This is a genomic window from Lentzea jiangxiensis (assembly GCF_900104175.1).
Taxonomy (GTDB): Bacteria; Actinomycetota; Actinomycetes; order Mycobacteriales; family Pseudonocardiaceae; genus Lentzea; species Lentzea jiangxiensis.
Genome location: NZ_FNIX01000001.1, coordinates 760,291 through 776,537, shown reverse-complemented (window position 1 = coordinate 776,537; position 16,247 = coordinate 760,291). Strand labels below are relative to the sequence as shown.

Sequence of the window (16,247 nt, the reverse complement as noted above, 5' to 3'; positions counted from 1 at the left end):
ACCGGGTCCGGGTGTGTCAGTCCAATGGACGAACGCGCACGCCGGCGGCGTCGACGTCGAGTCTGCGCACGTCGAAGCCGTGCGTGTCGACCTCGGCGGGGAGGTCGCCGAACACGATCACGGTGGGTCCCGCTCCGGACACGCAGGCGGGAACACCGAGCTTGCGGAGATCGTTGATCACCCGAACGGTGTCCGGCCATGCGGGTTCGCGGTAGTTCTGGTGGAGTCGATCCTCAGTGGCGGCAAGGAGAACCGACGGATCGGACGTCAGCGCGTGCACCGCGAGGGCGGCCCGCCCCGCGGCGTGCGCCGCGTCCGCGTGGGGCACCTCGGCCGGCAGCAGGCCGCGCGTGGTCTTGGTGGACGACTCCTGCGACGGGATGAGGACGACCGGGCGCACGCGTGCGTCGGCGTCCATCCGGACGGCGCGGTACCGCTCGCCCTCCGACCACGCGACGGCGACACCGCCGAAGAGCGAGGCGGCGGCGTTGTCCGCGTGGCCCTCGAACTCGGCGGCGATTTGCAACGCGTCCGTGTCCAACTCGCGACCCGTCAGGGTGAACCCGGCTGCGACACCCGCCACGATCGCGGCGGCCGACGAGCCCAGTCCCCGTGCGTGCGGGATGGTGTTTCGGCACCTCAGGGCCAGTCCACCGGTGTAGCCGGTGGCGCGGACGGCCCGCACGACGAGGTGGGTCTCGTCGAGCGGGACGTCACCGGATCCGGCACCGTCAACGGTGATCGAGAGGCCTTCGACACCTTCGCCGCCGGCCACCTCGACGTCGTCGTACATGCCGAGCGCCATGCCCAGCGCGTCGAACCCCGAACCGAGGTTCGCGGTCGACGCGGGGACGGAGACGAGGAACTTCACGCGAGCTCCAGCGCGTGCGCCACGGCGCCGGGGTCGACCGGGACCGGCTCGACCTCGGTGGTGCCGAGCAACGCGGTGTCGGGGTCCTTCAGACCGTGGCCCGTGACGGTGCACACAACGGTGGACCCCTTCGGCAGCCTGCCGTCCTCGGCGGTCTTGAGCAGACCGGCGATGGACGCGGCCGACGCGGGCTCGACGAAGATGCCCTCGGACGACGCCAGCAGGCGGTACGCGGCGAGGATCTGCTCGTCGGTGACGGCGTCGATCAGGCCGCCCGAGGAGTCGCGGGCGTTGACGGCGCCCGCCCACGACGCCGGCGAACCGATCCGGATGGCGGTCGCGATGGTCTCCGGGTTCGGCACCGGCTGGCCGCTGACCAGCGGCGCGGCCCCGGCGGCCTGGAACCCGAACATCTTCGGCAGGCCCTTGTCGTAGGACGTGTAGCCCTTCCAGTACGCGGTGATGTTGCCCGCGTTGCCGACCGGCAGGCAGTGCACGTCCGGGGCCCGGCCGAGCACGTCGGCCACCTCCCACGCGGCGGTCTGCTGGCCGACCAGGCGGACCGGGTTGACCGAGTTCACCAGCGTGACCGGGTACTCGGCGGCGGTCTTCGACGCGAGCTCCAGGCAGTCGTCGAAGTTGCCGTCGATCTGCAGGATCTTCGCGCCGTGCATGACGGCCTGCGCGAGCTTGCCCATGGCGATCTTGCCGCTGGGCACCAGCACGGCCGCCGTCAGGCCCGCCTTGGCCGCGTAGGCCGCGGCGGAGGCGGAGGTGTTGCCGGTGGAGGCGCAGATCACGGCCTTGAGGCCGGACGCGAGCGCGTACGTCATCGCCACGGTCATGCCGCGGTCCTTGAACGAGCCGGTCGGGTTCGCGCCCTCGACCTTGACGTGGACCTCGCAGCCGGTGGCGGCGGAGAGGCGCTTGGCGTGCACCAGCGGCGTGCCGCCCTCGTGCAGCGTGACGATCTCGGCATCGGAACCATCACTCAGGCGAGGGATCTCGATGCGGTCCCGGTAGGCGTTGATGAGTCCGGGCCAGCCCGCTCTTGAGGCGTTCACTCTTCGCCCTCCACCCTCATGACGCTGACGACGTCCCGCACCACGGGGAGGCCACCGATTTTGTCCACAGTGGACCGCAGCGCGGCGTCGGTCGCCGCGTGCGTGACGATCACCAGGCTGGCGTCCTCGACGCGGCCTTCCTGGCGCACCGCGGCGATGCTCACGTCGTGCTCGGCGAACACGGCGGCGACCTGCGAGAGGACACCCGCCTTGTCCGCGACGTCGAGGCTGATGTGGTAGCGCGTGGGCGTGTTGCCCATCGGCTGCGCGGGCAGCGCGGCGTAGGCCGACTCGCGCGGACCACGTCCGCTCGCGACCATGTTGCGCGCCACGGCGACCAGGTCGCCGACGACCGCGCTCGCCGTGGGGGCGCCACCGGCACCCTGCCCGTAGAACATCATCTCCCCCGCCGCGTCGGCTTCGACGAACACCGCGTTGAACGCACCGTTGACGCTCGCCAGCGGATGCGTCCTGGGGATCATGGCCGGGTGGACTCGAACCGCGACTGATTCCTGGCCGGACGGGCTGACCACGCGCTCGCAGATCGCGAGCAGCTTGACCGTGCGGCCGAGGCCCCTGGCGGCCGCGATGTCCGCCGCCGACACCGCGCGGATGCCCTCGCGGTAGACGTCCGACGCGGTCACGCGCGTGTGGAACGCGAGGGAGGCGAGGATCGCGGCCTTCGACGCGGCGTCGAACCCGTCGACGTCCGCGGTCGGGTCGGCCTCGGCGTAACCGAGGCGCGAGGCCTCCTCGAGCGTCTCGGCGTAGCCCGCGCCCGTGGCGTCCATCGCCGACAGGATGAAGTTGGTGGTGCCGTTCACGATGCCCATGACGCGCGTGATCCGGTCTCCCGCGAGGGATTCCCGCAACGGGCGCAGCAACGGGATCGCGCCGGCGACGGCGGCCTCGAAGTACAGGTCCGCGCCGGACGCGTCGGCCGCCTCGAACAGGTCGGGCCCGTGTTCGGCCAGCAACGCCTTGTTCGCCGTGACGACGGACTTGCCGCCCCGCAACGCCTCCAGCAGGAGACCACGCGTCGGGTCGATGCCGCCGATGACCTCGACGATCACATCGACGTCGTCCGACTTCACGAGCGCCGCGGCGTCCGTGGTGAGCAGGTGCTCCGGCACCTCGCGGTGTTTGTTCGGCCTGCGCACGGCGATGCCGGCGAGTTCCACCGGCGCGCCGATGCGCTGGGTGAGGTCCTCTGCCTGGTCCGTCAGCAGCCGGACTACCTCCGTGCCCACCGTGCCACACCCCAGCAAGGCGACCCGAATCGGTTTCACGGCTTTCATACCTCCAGACGGAACAGGTCGTCCTCGGTCTCGCGACGCAGCAGCAGCCGCGCCTCTCCGTCGGTCACCGCGGCGAGCGCGGGCCGTGGAAGTCGGTTGTACCCGCTCGCCATCGAGTAGCAGTAGGCCCCTGTGGCGGCGATCGCAACGAGGTCGCCCGGCGCCAGGTCGTCGGGCAGCCAGCAGTCGCGGACGACGATGTCACCGGACTCGCAGTGCTTGCCCACCACACGACACAGCACGGCCCTCGATTCGGGCTCGGACGCACGGGAGACCAGCTTGCAGTCGTAGACCGCGTCGTACAGGGCAGTGCGGATGTTGTCGCTCATGCCGCCGTCGACGCTGACGTACCGGCGCCGCGCGCCACCGTCGAGCTCGATGTCCTTGATCGTGCCGACCTCGTACACGGTGACGGTGCCGGGGCCCACGATCGCGCGGCCGGGCTCGACCGCGATCCGAGGCATCTCCAAGCCGTTGTGCTCGCACTCCTTCTGCACGATGTTGTGCAGCTGCCGCGCGAGCTCGGCCGGCGGGGGCGGGTCGTCGTCCGGCGTGTACGCGATGCCGAGACCGCCGCCGAGGTCGACGACGTCCAGCGACGGGACGTCGCCGTGCTCCTCCCGGATGGCCGCGAGCAGGCCGATGACGCGACGGGCCGCGACCTCGAAGCCGGAGGCGTCGAAGATCTGCGAGCCGATGTGGCTGTGCAGGCCGACGAGCTCCAGGCCTGTTGCCTTGAGCACGCGGCGCACGGCCTCGGCCGCGTCACCGGAGGACAGCGAGAAGCCGAACTTCTGGTCCTCGTGCGCGGTCGCGATGAACTCGTGCGTGTGGGCCTCGACGCCGACCGTCACGCGGATCAGCACCGGCTGCACCACACCGCGTTCGCGCGCGATCTGGTCGAGGCGCGCGATCTCGTGGTACGAGTCGAGCACGACCCCGCCGACGCCCGCCTCGACGGCCGCGATCAGCTCGGGAACGCTCTTGTTGTTGCCGTGCAACGCGATGCGCTCGGCGGGGAAGTCCGCGCGCAGGGCGATGGCGAGCTCGCCACCGCTGCAGACGTCGATGGAGAGGCCCTCTTCGGCCACCCACTTGGCGACCTGCACGCTCAGGAACGCCTTGGAGGCGTAGTGCACGAGCGTCGGGTCGCCGAACGCCTCGGCGTGCTCGCGGCACCGCGCGCGGAAGTCCTGCTCGTCCATGACGAACAACGGGGTGCCGTACTGCTCGGCGAGCCCGCGCACGTCCACGCCCGCCAGCTCCACGACGCCGGCGTCGTTGCGCCGGGCGTTGCGCGGCCACACGTTCGGGTGAAGGTAGTCGAGCTGGTCGGTAGCGGTGGGACGGTCCCCGGCGGTGCTGCCGGGGACCATGACGTCGGCGTGCCGGGGTCCGGCCGGGTGCGCGCGCATCACATGCGCTCCGGGGCGGTGACGCCGAGCAGGCGCAGGCCCGCGGCGAACACGCGCCTGGTCGCGTTGACGAGCTGAAGCCTGACCTGGTGCAACGGAGTCGTCTCCTCATCGCCGCGGGGGAGGACGCGGCAGTCCTGCTGGAAGCGGTGGTACGTGCCCGCGAGCTCCTCCAGAAAGCGGGCGACGCGGTGCGGTTCGCGCAGCTCGGCGGCGGTGGCCACCACTCGCGGGAACTCGCCGATGGTGCGGATGAGGTCGCCCTCGCGCTCGTGGGTGAGCAGCGCGAAGTCCTCACCTGGGGTGATGCCGAGATCAGCGGCGTTGCGCAGGATCGACGACGTGCGCGCGTGCGCGTATTGCACGTAGTAGACCGGGTTCTCGTTGCTGTGTTTGCGCAGCAGGTCGAGGTCGATGTCGAGGCCGGAGTCGACGGACGACCGGATCATGGCGTAGCGGGCGGCGTCGACCCCGACCGCGTCGACCAAGTCCTCCATCGTGATGACGGTGCCGGCGCGCTTGCTCATCCGCACCGGCTGGCCCTCGCTGACGAGGTTGACCAACTGGCCGATGAGCACCTCGACGCTGTCCGGGTCGTCGCCCAGGGCGGCCGCCGCGGCCTTGAGGCGCGCGATGTAGCCGTGGTGGTCCGCGCCGAGCATGTAGATGCACAGGTCGAAGCCGCGGCCGCGCTTGTCGACGAGGTAGGCGATGTCGCCCGCGATGTACGCCGGCGCGCCGTCGCTCTTGATGACGACGCGGTCCTTGTCGTCACCGAAGTCGGTGGACCGCAGCCACCAGGCGCCGTCCTCCTCGTAGAGCGAGCCGTTGGCCTTGAGCTTCGCGACGGCCTCGTCCACGCGGCCGCTCTCGTGCAGCGAGTCTTCGTGGAAGTAGACGTCGAAGTCGGTGCCGAACTCGTGGAGGCTGCGCTTGATCTCCTCGAACATGAGCCCGACGCCGATCTCGCGCACCGTCTCGGGGTCGCCGAGGGCGCCCGGTTCGCGGCGCAGCACCTCGGCCGCGATGTCGTTCACGTACGTGCCCGCGTAGCCGTCCTCGGGGGCCGGTTCGCCCTTGGCGGCGGCGATCAGCGACCGGACGAACCTGTCGATCTGCGCGCCGGCGTCGTTGAAGTAGTACTCGCGGGTGACCTCGGCGCCGCGGGCCCGCAGGACCTCGCCGAGCGCGTCGCCGACGGCCGCCCAGCGCGCGCCGCCGAGGTGGATGGGACCGGTCGGGTTCGCCGAGACGAACTCCAGGTTGATCCGCTTGCCGGCGAGCTCGGTGCCGGTGCCGTAGCCGTCCTCGAGCGCCGCACGGACGATCGCTCCCTGCGCCTCGCCGGCGAGGGTGAGGTTCAGGAAGCCGGGACCGGCGACGTCCGCCTTCGCGACGGCGGCCTCGGTCTGCAGGGCCTCGGCCAGCCACGTCGCGAACTCGCGGGGCTGGACGCCGACCTTCTTGGCGAGCTGGAGCGCGACGTTGGTGGCGTAGTCGCCGTGCTCGGGGTTCCTGGGTCGCTCGACCGTCACCCGCTCGGGTGCAGCGGCAGGGTCCAGACGTCGGTCGGCCAGCAACCGGGCAACCGTGGTCCGGACCAGATCGGCGAGCGCTTCTGGGGTCACGCCAGAAGAGTTTAGAGAAGCGTTGTCGCAGGTCTCGACCGGGTTGCCGGGTCTCGGAGGGTGAGACGGCAAGTGTTAACGCGCACGTGGTATCGCCCTGCGCTGACAGCGATCCGACACGGAGTCCCTACACTGGCGCCGGTTGACCAGGACGACATCTGAGGCGGACATGACCAGCGGCAAGAAGACGAAGGCCACACGCAACAGCGTGGCCGCAGCCCGTTCCTCGGTGGTGGCGAGCAAGCCCAAGCCGTGGGGCACGATCATCGCGGTGATCGCAGTGCTCGGCCTCGCGGCCGGCGTTTTCGGGTATGCGTACTCGCAGATCCACGCGAACAACGTCAAAGAGGCCGCCCTGGCCAAGTGGAAGCCCACCGACACGAACAAGGACCCGTCGACGCAGCTCGCGGGCATCGTGGTCAAGGACTACAAGGGCTCCCGCCACGTCGAGCCGACCCAGCGCGTCGCCTACGACCAGAGCCCCGCGTTCGGCGGCCCGCACGACGCCCAGTGGGCCGACTGCACCGGCGTGGTCTACGACAAGGCCGTCCGCACCGAGAACATGGTCCACGGCCTCGAGCACGGCGCCGTCTGGATCGCGTACAACCCGGACCAGGTCAAGGACGACGCGCTCGCCAAGCTCAAGACCAAGGTCGAGGGCATCCCGTACATGATGCTGTCGCCGTTCCCCGGCCTCGACAAGCCGATCTCCCTGCAGTCCTGGGGCCACCAGCTGAAGGTCGAGAACGCCGACGACGAGCGCATCGACCAGTTCATCTCCTCGCTGCTGCGCAACGCGAACACCTACCCCGAGGTCGGCGCGTCCTGCGAGAACTCGCAGTTCCTCGCCAACCCGGCCCCGTTCGTGGCCGAGAAGCCGGGCGCCGACGCCGTGCCGATGGACGGCGGCAAGGACGACTCGCAGACCCAGCCCCAGCCCCAGCAGAACCCCAGCACGCCCCCGTCGGGCACCGCCTCGACGCCGCCGTCGAGCTGACATGACCTCTGACGAGACCGCGTCCGGGCGCCCCGCCTCCGGGGTCGCCCGGACCCTCGTGATCAGCGCCGCCGTCCTCGCCGTGCTCCTGCTCGGCGCGGCGGTCGGCCTGCTCGTCAAGCTCCCCGGCTCCACCGGCGACTCCGCGGCCCCGGCCTCCGGCTCCGTGGACGTCGGCTTCTGCCAGGACATGGCCATGCACCACCTGCAGGGCATCCAGATGGCCAACATCGCCAGGGACCGCTCCGCGGACCCGGAGATCCGCCAGCTCGCCTTCGACATCGCCTCCACCCAGCTCGAACAGGTGGGCAGGATGAAGGGCTGGCTGATGATGTGGAACGAACACGAGCAGAACATCAGCGGCGTCTACATGAAGTGGATGGACGCGGCGGGCATCCACGGCCACGGCGCCACCACCCCGGAAGCCGGCAAGCCGGTCATGCCCGGCATGGCCACCACCGAGGAGCTCACCAAGCTGCGCACGGTCGCGGCAGGCCGGGACTTCGACGTGTACTGGCTCCAGCTGATGCTGCGCCACCACGTGGGCGGCGCCCCGATGGCCGAGTACGCCTCGGCCACAGCGGGCCTGCCGTTCGTGAAGACGCTGGCCGACAACATGCTGAAGTCGCAGTCGGCCGAGACCGACCTGATGAAGGACTACCTGGCGAAGCGCGGAGCCGCCCCGCTGCCGTAGCCCGGTACCGCCGATCGACCGCGAGGGCCGTCCCCGGAAGGCAGGGGCGGCCCTTTCGCTTGCCCCGAGTCCCCGCACGCACCCCAACGCACCTGGACAACCGCCTACCCCCGAGTAACGTAGATCACACCCCTACTCGGAGGTAACCATGACCGTCGATGAGCGCGCGGCCAGGAAGGTCGCCGAACAAGCACGGGAAACCCGCTGGCAGCGCCCCAGTTTCGGCAAAGAGCTCTTCCTGGGCCACTTCCGCCTCGACCTCATCCACCCCCATCCGAGTGGCACGGCCGAGGACAGGGCCCGCGGCGAGGCGTTCCTCGAAAAGCTGCGCAAGTTCACCGAAGAGCACATCGACAACGCGGTCGTCGAACGCGACGCCCAGATCCCGGACGACGTCCTGAAGGGCCTCAAGGACCTCGGCGCGTTCGGCATGAAGATCAAGCCGGAGTACGGCGGCATCGGCCTGACCCAGGTCTACTACAACAAGGCGCTCATGCTCCTCGGCAGCGCCAACCCGGCCATCGGCGCGATGCTCAGCGCCCACCAGTCGATCGGCGTGCCGCAGCCCGTCGCCATGTTCGGCAGCCCCGAGCAGAAGCAGGAGTTCCTGCCGAGGTGCGCCAAGGGTGAGATCACCGCCTTCCTCCTCACGGAACCGGACGTCGGCAGCGACCCGGCCCGGCTGGGCACCACCGCGACGGAAGACGGCGACGACTACGTCCTCAACGGCGTGAAGCTCTGGACGACCAACGGCGTGGTGGCCGACCTCCTGGTCGTCATGGCCCAGGTCCCGGGCAGGGGCATCACGGCGTTCGTCGTGGAAGGCGACGCCGAGGGCATCACCGTCGAGAACCGCAACGCGTTCATGGGCCTGCGAGGTCTGGAGAACGGCGTCACGAGGTTCCACGACGTCCGCGTGCCGAAGAAGAACGTCATCGGCAAGGAGGGCGCCGGCCTCAAGATCGCCCTCGCCACCCTCAACACCGGCCGGCTCAGCCTGCCCGCCCTCTGCGCGGGAAGTGCCAAGTGGTGCCTCAAGATCGCGCGGGAGTGGTCGGGCGAGCGCGTGCAGTGGGGGTTGCCGGTCGGCAGGCACGAGGCCATCGCGGGCAAGATCGCCTACATCGCCGCGACGGCGTACGCGCTGGAGGCCGTGCTGGACCTCAGCTCCGAGCTCGCCGACGCCGGCAGCCACGACATCCGCATCGAGGCCGCGCTGGCGAAGCTCTACGCGTCGGAGAAGGCGTGGCTCGTCGCCGACGAGCTCGTCCAGGTCCGCGGCGGGCGCGGCTACGAGACGGCGGAGAGCCAGGCCGCGCGCGGGGAACGCGGCATCGCGGCCGAGCAGGTCCTGCGCGACCTGCGGATCAACCGCATCTTCGAGGGCTCGACCGAGATCATGCACCTGCTGATCGCGCGCGAGGCCGTCGACGCGCACCTCAGCGTCGCGGGCGACATCATCGACCCGGACGCCGACCGCCAGGCGAAGGTGAAGGCGGCGGCGAAGGCCGGTGGGTTCTACGCCAAGTGGTTCCCGACGCTGATCGTCGGCAAGGGCCAGACGCCGGTGGGCTACACCGAGTTCGGGCCGCTCGCCAAGCACCTGCGGTTCGTCGAGCGGTCGGCGCGCAAGCTGGCGCGGCAGACGTTCTACGCCATGTCGCGGTGGCAGGGGAAGATGGAGCGCAAGCAGCGGTTCCTGAGCCGGATCGTGGACATCGGGGCCGAGCTGTTCGCCATCAGCGCCGCGTGCGTGCGGGCGGCGCAGGACCAGAACCCGAACTCGCGGGCGCTGGCGGACGCGTTCGCCAGGCAGGCGCGGATCCGGGTCGACGAGCTGTTCGAGAAGCTCTGGAAGAACACCGACGACAGCGACCAGGTGCTGGCAGGGCAGGTCCTCGACGGCGCGTACACGTGGCTGGAGGACGGCATCGTCGACGCGTCCACCCCGGGGCGGTGGATCGCGGACTCGGCCCACCGCGAGTCGACTGCGGCGAACGTCCACCGGCCGACACCCCGATAGCCCTCCGTTGCTGCACTGGGCAGGCTGATGGTGGTGCGGGCGCGGCACCTGCCCAGTGCACGGTCGGTAGGGGGCTACGTCCCCCGCATCCCCCTACCGACTCCCCTTGCAACGGAAGGACACAACCCTCCAGGTGGAGGTTCTGGTAACGCTAAGCCACAAAACACCGTTAACAGTTACGACAATTGAGTGAATCACCAGGTGGGAGCAGTTCAACTACTCTCAGAGAGTAACTTTCAAGACCATTTCGCGTGCCTGTCGCGACAGCTCCGAAGAGCACGGCACCGGGGTCCGTCGCCCGCGCTCTCACAAAATGTCCACAATGGACATGCGGAGCGATCTTCCCGCACCCCGCCGGCCGCGGTCGCGCTCGTCCACCCGGGCCACCACGGCTCCGCCGATGACCGCTGGCGCACCACCCGGCGACTTGCGGCCGGTCACCGACGAGCCCAGGCGTCGATCGGCTTCCTCGACCGGCGACCGCGGAGAGGACAGGTTGACGGACAGATCCGGTCCACTCCCTTGACAACGATGTCACGTGCCGAAACGCTCCCACCCACATGGGGCAGGCGGGCGGAAGGGTTGCAATGAGGCACCTGCGCAAGAGACGAACTACAACCCTGTTGAGCGTCGCGATCACTGCGACACTGGTGTGTGGCGTCACCAACGGCTATGCGGCCGCCGCACCAGAGGAGCCAGGAGTGGGTTTTTCGTCGTCCTTTGAGGACGGTCAACCTCAACCGTCGTGGTCGAACACCGTCGAGACCGACGCGGCGGGCGGGCCGAAGGCCGCGGGCGTGATCGGCTCGGACGGCTCGGGCATCCCGGGCAACGTCTCCGACAAGGTCGTCGAGGTGAGGGCCAACGGCGAGCACGCGGAGTCGGGCGAGGTCAAGGAGAACCTCGTCGACGGCAGCGTCAACACCAAGTGGCTGGTCTTCGCCACCACCGGCTGGGCGACGTTCAAGTTCGACGAGGCCAGGACGATCAGGAAGTACGCGCTCTCGTCGGCCAACGACTCCCCCGAGCGCGACCCGAGGAACTGGACCCTGCAGGGTTCGGCGAACGGCACCGACTGGACCGTGATCGACACCCGCACCGGTGAGACGTTCGCCGAGCGCTTCCAGACGAAGGCGTACGACATCGCGTCGCCGCAGTCGTTCCTGCACTACAAGCTCGACGTCACGCTGAACAACGGCTCCACGAACATCGTGCAGCTCGCCGAGGTGCAGCTGTCCGACGGTTCGACGAACCCGCCCGCGCCGAACATGCGCAGCGTCACGGGCACCGGCCCGACGGGCGGCTACACGTCCAAGTCGCGCGTCGGCTGGACGGGCGTGAAGTCGTTCCGCACGCAGGGCCGCCACACGACCGAGGGGCGCGCGTACAGCTACAACAAGGTCTTCGACGTCGACATCCCCGTCGGAGCGAAGACCGAGCTGTCGTACATGATCTTCCCGGAGTTCGTGGCCGACAACCTGGACTACCCGAGCACGTACTCGGCGGTGGACCTCGCGTTCTCCGACGGCACCTACCTGAGCGACCTCAAGGCCGTCGACCAGCACGGAGCCGTGCTGTCGCCGCAGGGCCAAGGCGCGGGCAAGTTCCTCTACACCAACCAGTGGAACAAGGTGGCGTCGACGATCGGCGCCGTCGCGGCCGGCAAGACGATCAAGCGGGTCCTGGTCGCCTACGACGGCCCGAAGGGACCGACGGACTTCGCCGCCTGGTACGACGACATCCGCATCGGCGACGTCGTCACCAAGCAGTACGCGAAGCCCTCCGACTACGTGCTCACCACGCGCGGCACCAACTCGAACGGCTCGTTCTCGCGGGGCAACAACTTCCCGGCGACCGCCGTTCCGCACGGCTTCAACTTCTGGTCTCCGATGACCAACGCGGGTTCGCAGAGCTGGCTGTACGAGTACCAGCAGCGCAACAACGCGCAGAACCTGCCGACGCTGCAGGCGTTCACGACCTCCCACGAGCCCAGCCCGTGGATGGGTGACCGCCAGACGTTCCAGGTCATGCCGTCGGACAAGGCGCCGACCCAGGACCGCGCGCTGCGCGCACTGCCGTTCAAGCACGACAACGAGGTCGCGAAGGCGCACTACTACGGCGTGACCTTCGAGAACGGCATGAAGACCGAGATCGCGCCGACCGACCACGCGGCGGTCTTCCGGTTCACGTTCGCCGACCAGGGCCAGAAGAACCTCGTCTTCGACAACGTGAACAACTCCGGTGGCCTCACCCTCGACGCCGCCAACGGCGTCGTGACGGGCTACTCGGACGTCAAGAGCGGCCTGTCCACCGGCGCGACCCGCCTGTTCGTCTACGGCGAGGTCGACAAGGCGGTCACGGCGAGCGGCAAGCTCACCGGCATGGGCCGCGACAACGTGGGCGGCTACTTCTCGTTCGGCGACAAGACCGTCGAGCTGCGCATCGCCACGTCGCTGATCTCCGTGGACCAGGCGAAGTCGAACCTGGAGCAGGAGGTCACCGCGTCGGACACGTTCGACTCGGTGCGCGACAAGGCGCAGGCCGCCTGGGACGAGATCCTCGGCATCATCACGGTCGAAGGCGCTTCCGAGGACCAGCTGATCACGCTGTACTCCAACCTGTACCGCCTCTACCTCTACCCGAACTCGGGCTTCGAGAACGTCGGCGGCAAGACCCGGTACGCGTCCCCGGTGTCACCCGCGGTCGGTGAGAACACGCCGACGCGGACCGGCGCCAAGATCGTGGACGGCAAGGTCTACGTCAACAACGGGTTCTGGGACACCTACCGCACGACCTGGCCCGCGTACTCGCTGTTCACGCCGTCGAAGGCGGGCGAGATGGCCGAGGGCTTCGTCCAGCAGTACAAGGACGGCGGCTGGATCTCGCGCTGGTCCTCCCCCGGTTACGCGGACCTGATGACCGGCACGAGCTCCGACGTGGCGTTCGCGGACGCGTACCTCAAGGGCGTGTCGAACTTCGACGTCAAGGCCGCCTACGACGCCGCGGTGAAGAACGCGTCCGTCGTGCCGCCGAGCAACAACGTCGGCCGCAAGGGCATGGACCGGTCGATCTTCCTCGGCTGGACCGGCAACGACCAGCTGCACGAGGCGTGGTCGTGGGCGATCGAGGGCTACCTCAACGACTTCGGCATCGCGTCGATGGCGAAGGCGCTGCACGAGAAGACGGGCGAGAAGCGGTACGCCGAGGAGCACGAGTACTTCCTCAACCGCGCCCAGAACTACGTGCTGACCTTCGACAAGCGGATCGACTTCTTCCAGGGCCGCAACGTCGACGGGTCGTGGCGCGTCGAGGACCCGGCGAAGTACAACCCGCAGGACTGGCGCTACGACTACACCGAGACGAACGGCTGGAACATGGCGTTCACGGTGCCGCACGACGGACAGGGTCTCGCGAACCTGTACGGCGGGCGGGAGAAGCTGGCGCAGAAGCTCGACTCGTTCTTCACCCTGCCCGAGACCGCGAAGTTCCCCGGCGGCTACGGCGGCGTGATCCACGAGATGATCGAGGCGCGGGACGTGCGGATGGGCCAGTACGGCCACTCCAACCAGCCGTCGCACCACATCGCCTACATGTACAACTACGCCGGCAAGCCCGCGCGGACGGCGGAGAAGGTGCGGGAGATCCTGTCGCGCCTGTACGTCGGCTCGCAGGAGGGCCAGGGCTACGCGGGCGACGAGGACAACGGCGAGATGTCGGCCTGGCACCTGTTCTCCTCGCTGGGCTTCTACCCGCTGCAGATGGGCAAGCCGGCCTACGCGATCGGGTCGCCGCTGTTCACCAAGGCGACCGTGAAGCTCGAGAACGGCAAGAAGCTCGTCATCAACGCGCCGAAGAACAGCGCGAAGAACATCTACGTGCAGGGCGTGAAGGTCAACGGCAAGGCGTGGAACAAGACGTCGCTGCCGCACGACGTGCTCGCGGCCGGTGCCACGATCGACTTCGACATGGGTCCGAACCCCTCGGCGTGGGGCACCGGCGTCAACGACGTGCCGGACTCGATCACCCGGGGCGACGCGGTCCCGACGCCGCTGCGCGACGTGGCCACGGGTGTGTCCACCTCTGCCCTGGTGGACAACAACTCCTCCACGTCCGCGGTGGTCCGCTCGTTCGACTTCAAGGCGGCGGACGCCAAGGAGAAGGCCGAGTTCTACACGCTCACGAACGCCCGCACGGGCACCTCGCCGTCGGCTTGGGAGCTGAAGGGCTCCTACGACGGCAAGACGTGGGCAACGGTCGACAAGCGCTCCGGTGAGACCTTCCAGTGGCAGCAGTACACCCGGTCGTTCAAGATCGCCTCGCCGGGTCGCTACAACTTCTACCGCCTGGAGTTCTCCGGCGACGTCGCGCTCGCCGAGTTCGAGCTGATGTCGAAGCCGCTGCCGGCCGCCACCACCACGGTGACCGGCACGGTCAACGGCCCGCTCCAGGTCAAGGGCGTGACCTATGTGGACGGTGCCACGATCAGCGGTCCGGTGACGGTTGCCCGCGGCGCCACGCTGTACGTCTTCGGCGGCGAGGTCAAGGGCCCGATCTCGGCGTCGGACGCGGGTTCCGTGGTGCTCGTCGGCACCAACGTGGCCGGTCCGGTGACGGTCCACGGCTCGGCCACCGAGGTGGCGGTCGAGAACACGTCGGTCAGCGGCCCCGTGTCGCTGACGTCGAACAAGACCAGGTCGGTCGTGGCGTTCTCCACCGTCGGCGGGCCGTTGTCCTGCACCGGCAACGACCCGGAGCCGTCGAACAACGGCTTCGCGAACGACGTGAAGGGTCCGAAGGCAGGGCAGTGTGCCGGGCTGTAGTGCGTAGCCGCCCGTCGCGCTGACGAGGAAGGCCGCGTTCCGTCACGGAACGCGGCCTTTCCCGTTCACCTGAAAGGATCTATCCCTTTCAGACATACTCCGATGAGATCTTGGCATTCCGCGCGTGGTGACTGGGGAGGCTCTTGTGGTGCCGTTCGAACGAGGCCGTGTGCGGATCGCGGTCCCCCAGCCGAGGACGGAAATCGTTCCGTCACGAACCGGAGCCCCGTCCACCAAGGACGGGATCCGCGATCTCCCGGCATCACCAGGAAAGCTCCCGGCACCGCTGCGCTGACGAGCCGCCCTCGACCTGCAGCGTGGCGTGCTCGATGTGGTACTTGGTCGCCAGCAACGACTGAGCGGCCTTGAGCACGGTCTCGTGGTCGGCGTCCGGCGCGGTCGTGAGGTGCGCCGAAGCCACCTCCATCCCGCTCGTGAGCGTCCAGACGTGCAGGTCGTGCGCCTCCGTGACACCGGGCAACTCGGCGAGCGCCTGCTGCACCTCCGTGACGTCCAACCGTTCCGGCGCGTGCTGGAAGAGGATGTGCAAAGCGTTCTTCGCCAGCACATAGGTCCGCGGCAGCACCCACACCCCGATGAGCACACCCATGATCGGGTCCGCGTACTTCCACCCCGTCGTGATCGTGACGACCGCGGAAGCCAGCACCCCCACCGACCCGACCAGGTCGGCCAGGACCTCCAGGTACGCGCCCCTGACGTTGATGCTCTCCTTGGCGCCCTCCCTGAGGACGCTGAAGCTGACGAGGTTGGCAGCGAGCCCCAACCCCGCCGCGATGAGCACCGGCCACCCCGGCACACTCGGCGGGTCCTGGAACCGCCCGAACGCCTCGTAGACCACGTACCCGGCGACCCCGAAGAGCAGCACCGCGTTGGCCAGCGCCGCCAGCACCTCGGCCCGGTACAACCCGAACGTGCGGTTCTTCCCGGCCCTGGCCCTCCTGGCGACCATGATCGCGGCCAGCGCCATCCCGACCCCGAGCACGTCCGTGAGCATGTGCGCCGCATCGGAGATCAGCGCGAGCGAGGACGTCGCGAACCCCACGACGAATTCGACGACCATGAAGACGGCACCGATGCCGAACGCAACCCACAGCTTGCCGGTGTGCTGCCCGCTCGCAGACGCCGTGCCGTGCCCATGCCCGTGGCCCATGCTTCGGAACATATAGCGACATGCGCATGAGTGCAATCCGCGCTGTTCCCCACCAGCCGATCCGGTGACGGACGCCACGCCTGGCGGGTTGGTGGGGGTAGGGGTGAAACGGGGTGGCGGGTGTGCGCTAGGATCTTCCACGTAGCTACGGCCCCCGTAGCTCAGGGGATAGAGCACCGCCCTCCGGAGGCGGGAGCGCAGGTTCGAATCCTGCCGGGGGCACCAGTGAGAACGCCCGTTGAGCAGCGCAAATCCGCTCAGCGGGC

The 16,247-nt window shown here is 69.1% G+C and carries 10 protein-coding genes and 1 tRNA gene; 5 read left to right on the top strand and 6 right to left on the bottom strand.

Translation table 11 applies throughout. The annotated features are described in order from the left end of the window. Window positions 1–16 precede the first annotated feature (16 nt). From thrB to argS, 5 genes are read right to left on the bottom strand one after another with little or no spacing between them, the layout of a single operon-like run. Window positions 17–871: a homoserine kinase gene (thrB, locus tag BLQ91_RS03865; RefSeq protein ID WP_090095180.1), complete on the bottom strand. Its 855-nt coding sequence runs from the start codon at window positions 869–871 to the stop codon at window positions 17–19. Beyond that, window positions 868–1,935: a threonine synthase gene (gene thrC, locus BLQ91_RS03860; RefSeq protein WP_090095178.1), complete on the bottom strand. Its 1,068-nt coding sequence runs from the start codon at window positions 1,933–1,935 to the stop codon at window positions 868–870. The genes thrB and thrC overlap by 4 nt, the downstream gene beginning before the upstream one ends. Beyond that, a complete protein-coding gene (locus tag BLQ91_RS03855) occupies window positions 1,932–3,233 on the bottom strand; it encodes a homoserine dehydrogenase (RefSeq protein WP_090095176.1) in 1,302 nt (433 codons plus the stop codon). The genes thrC and BLQ91_RS03855 overlap by 4 nt, the downstream gene beginning before the upstream one ends. Next, window positions 3,230–4,648, bottom strand: coding sequence for a diaminopimelate decarboxylase (gene lysA / locus BLQ91_RS03850; RefSeq protein ID WP_090095967.1), 1,419 nt, complete (start codon window positions 4,646–4,648; stop codon window positions 3,230–3,232). The genes BLQ91_RS03855 and lysA overlap by 4 nt, the downstream gene beginning before the upstream one ends. Then, window positions 4,648–6,276: an arginine--tRNA ligase gene (gene argS, locus BLQ91_RS03845; protein WP_090095174.1), complete on the bottom strand. Its 1,629-nt coding sequence runs from the start codon at window positions 6,274–6,276 to the stop codon at window positions 4,648–4,650. The genes lysA and argS overlap by 1 nt, the downstream gene beginning before the upstream one ends. 169 nt (window positions 6,277–6,445) lie before the next feature. Here argS and BLQ91_RS03840 point away from each other — a divergent pair, with 169 nt between their 5' ends. From BLQ91_RS03840 to BLQ91_RS03825, 4 genes are all read left to right on the top strand, one after another. Further along, window positions 6,446–7,273 (top strand): thioredoxin-like domain-containing protein, encoded by an 828-nt coding sequence (locus tag BLQ91_RS03840; RefSeq protein ID WP_090095172.1) that lies wholly within the window; start codon window positions 6,446–6,448, stop codon window positions 7,271–7,273. Between the two features lies 1 nt (window position 7,274). Beyond that, window positions 7,275–7,967: a DUF305 domain-containing protein gene (locus BLQ91_RS03835; RefSeq protein WP_090095170.1), complete on the top strand. Its 693-nt coding sequence runs from the start codon at window positions 7,275–7,277 to the stop codon at window positions 7,965–7,967. A gap of 148 nt (window positions 7,968–8,115) precedes the next feature. After that, the gene (locus tag BLQ91_RS03830; RefSeq protein ID WP_090095168.1) at window positions 8,116–9,990 is read left to right on the top strand and encodes an acyl-CoA dehydrogenase family protein; all 1,875 of its coding nucleotides are present in this window, start codon (window positions 8,116–8,118) and stop codon (window positions 9,988–9,990) included. A 587-nt stretch (window positions 9,991–10,577) separates the two neighbouring features. Next, window positions 10,578–14,810: a GH92 family glycosyl hydrolase gene (locus tag BLQ91_RS03825; protein WP_090095166.1), complete on the top strand. Its 4,233-nt coding sequence runs from the start codon at window positions 10,578–10,580 to the stop codon at window positions 14,808–14,810. 262 nt (window positions 14,811–15,072) lie between these two features. Here BLQ91_RS03825 and BLQ91_RS03820 read toward each other — a convergent pair whose 3' ends face one another. After that, a complete protein-coding gene (locus BLQ91_RS03820) occupies window positions 15,073–15,981 on the bottom strand; it encodes a cation diffusion facilitator family transporter (protein ID WP_090095966.1) in 909 nt (302 codons plus the stop codon). Window positions 15,982–16,131: 150 nt separating this feature from the next. On the opposite strand from BLQ91_RS03820, the gene BLQ91_RS03815 reads away from it, so the two are divergent. Then, window positions 16,132–16,206: transfer RNA gene (locus BLQ91_RS03815), tRNA-Arg, on the top strand. The last annotated feature ends 41 nt before the right edge of the window (window positions 16,207–16,247 follow it).

Coding starts and splice junctions, on each gene's coding strand:
- BLQ91_RS03820 (WP_090095966.1), bottom strand. CDS start 15,981: ATGGGCCACGGGCATGGGCACGGCACGGCGTCTGCGAGCGGGCAGCAC.
- BLQ91_RS03855 (WP_090095176.1), bottom strand. CDS start 3,233: ATGAAAGCCGTGAAACCGATTCGGGTCGCCTTGCTGGGGTGTGGCACG.
- BLQ91_RS03825 (WP_090095166.1), top strand. CDS start 10,578: ATGAGGCACCTGCGCAAGAGACGAACTACAACCCTGTTGAGCGTCGCG.
- lysA (WP_090095967.1), bottom strand. CDS start 4,648: ATGCGCGCGCACCCGGCCGGACCCCGGCACGCCGACGTCATGGTCCCC.
- BLQ91_RS03840 (WP_090095172.1), top strand. CDS start 6,446: ATGACCAGCGGCAAGAAGACGAAGGCCACACGCAACAGCGTGGCCGCA.
- BLQ91_RS03835 (WP_090095170.1), top strand. CDS start 7,275: ATGACCTCTGACGAGACCGCGTCCGGGCGCCCCGCCTCCGGGGTCGCC.
- BLQ91_RS03830 (WP_090095168.1), top strand. CDS start 8,116: ATGACCGTCGATGAGCGCGCGGCCAGGAAGGTCGCCGAACAAGCACGG.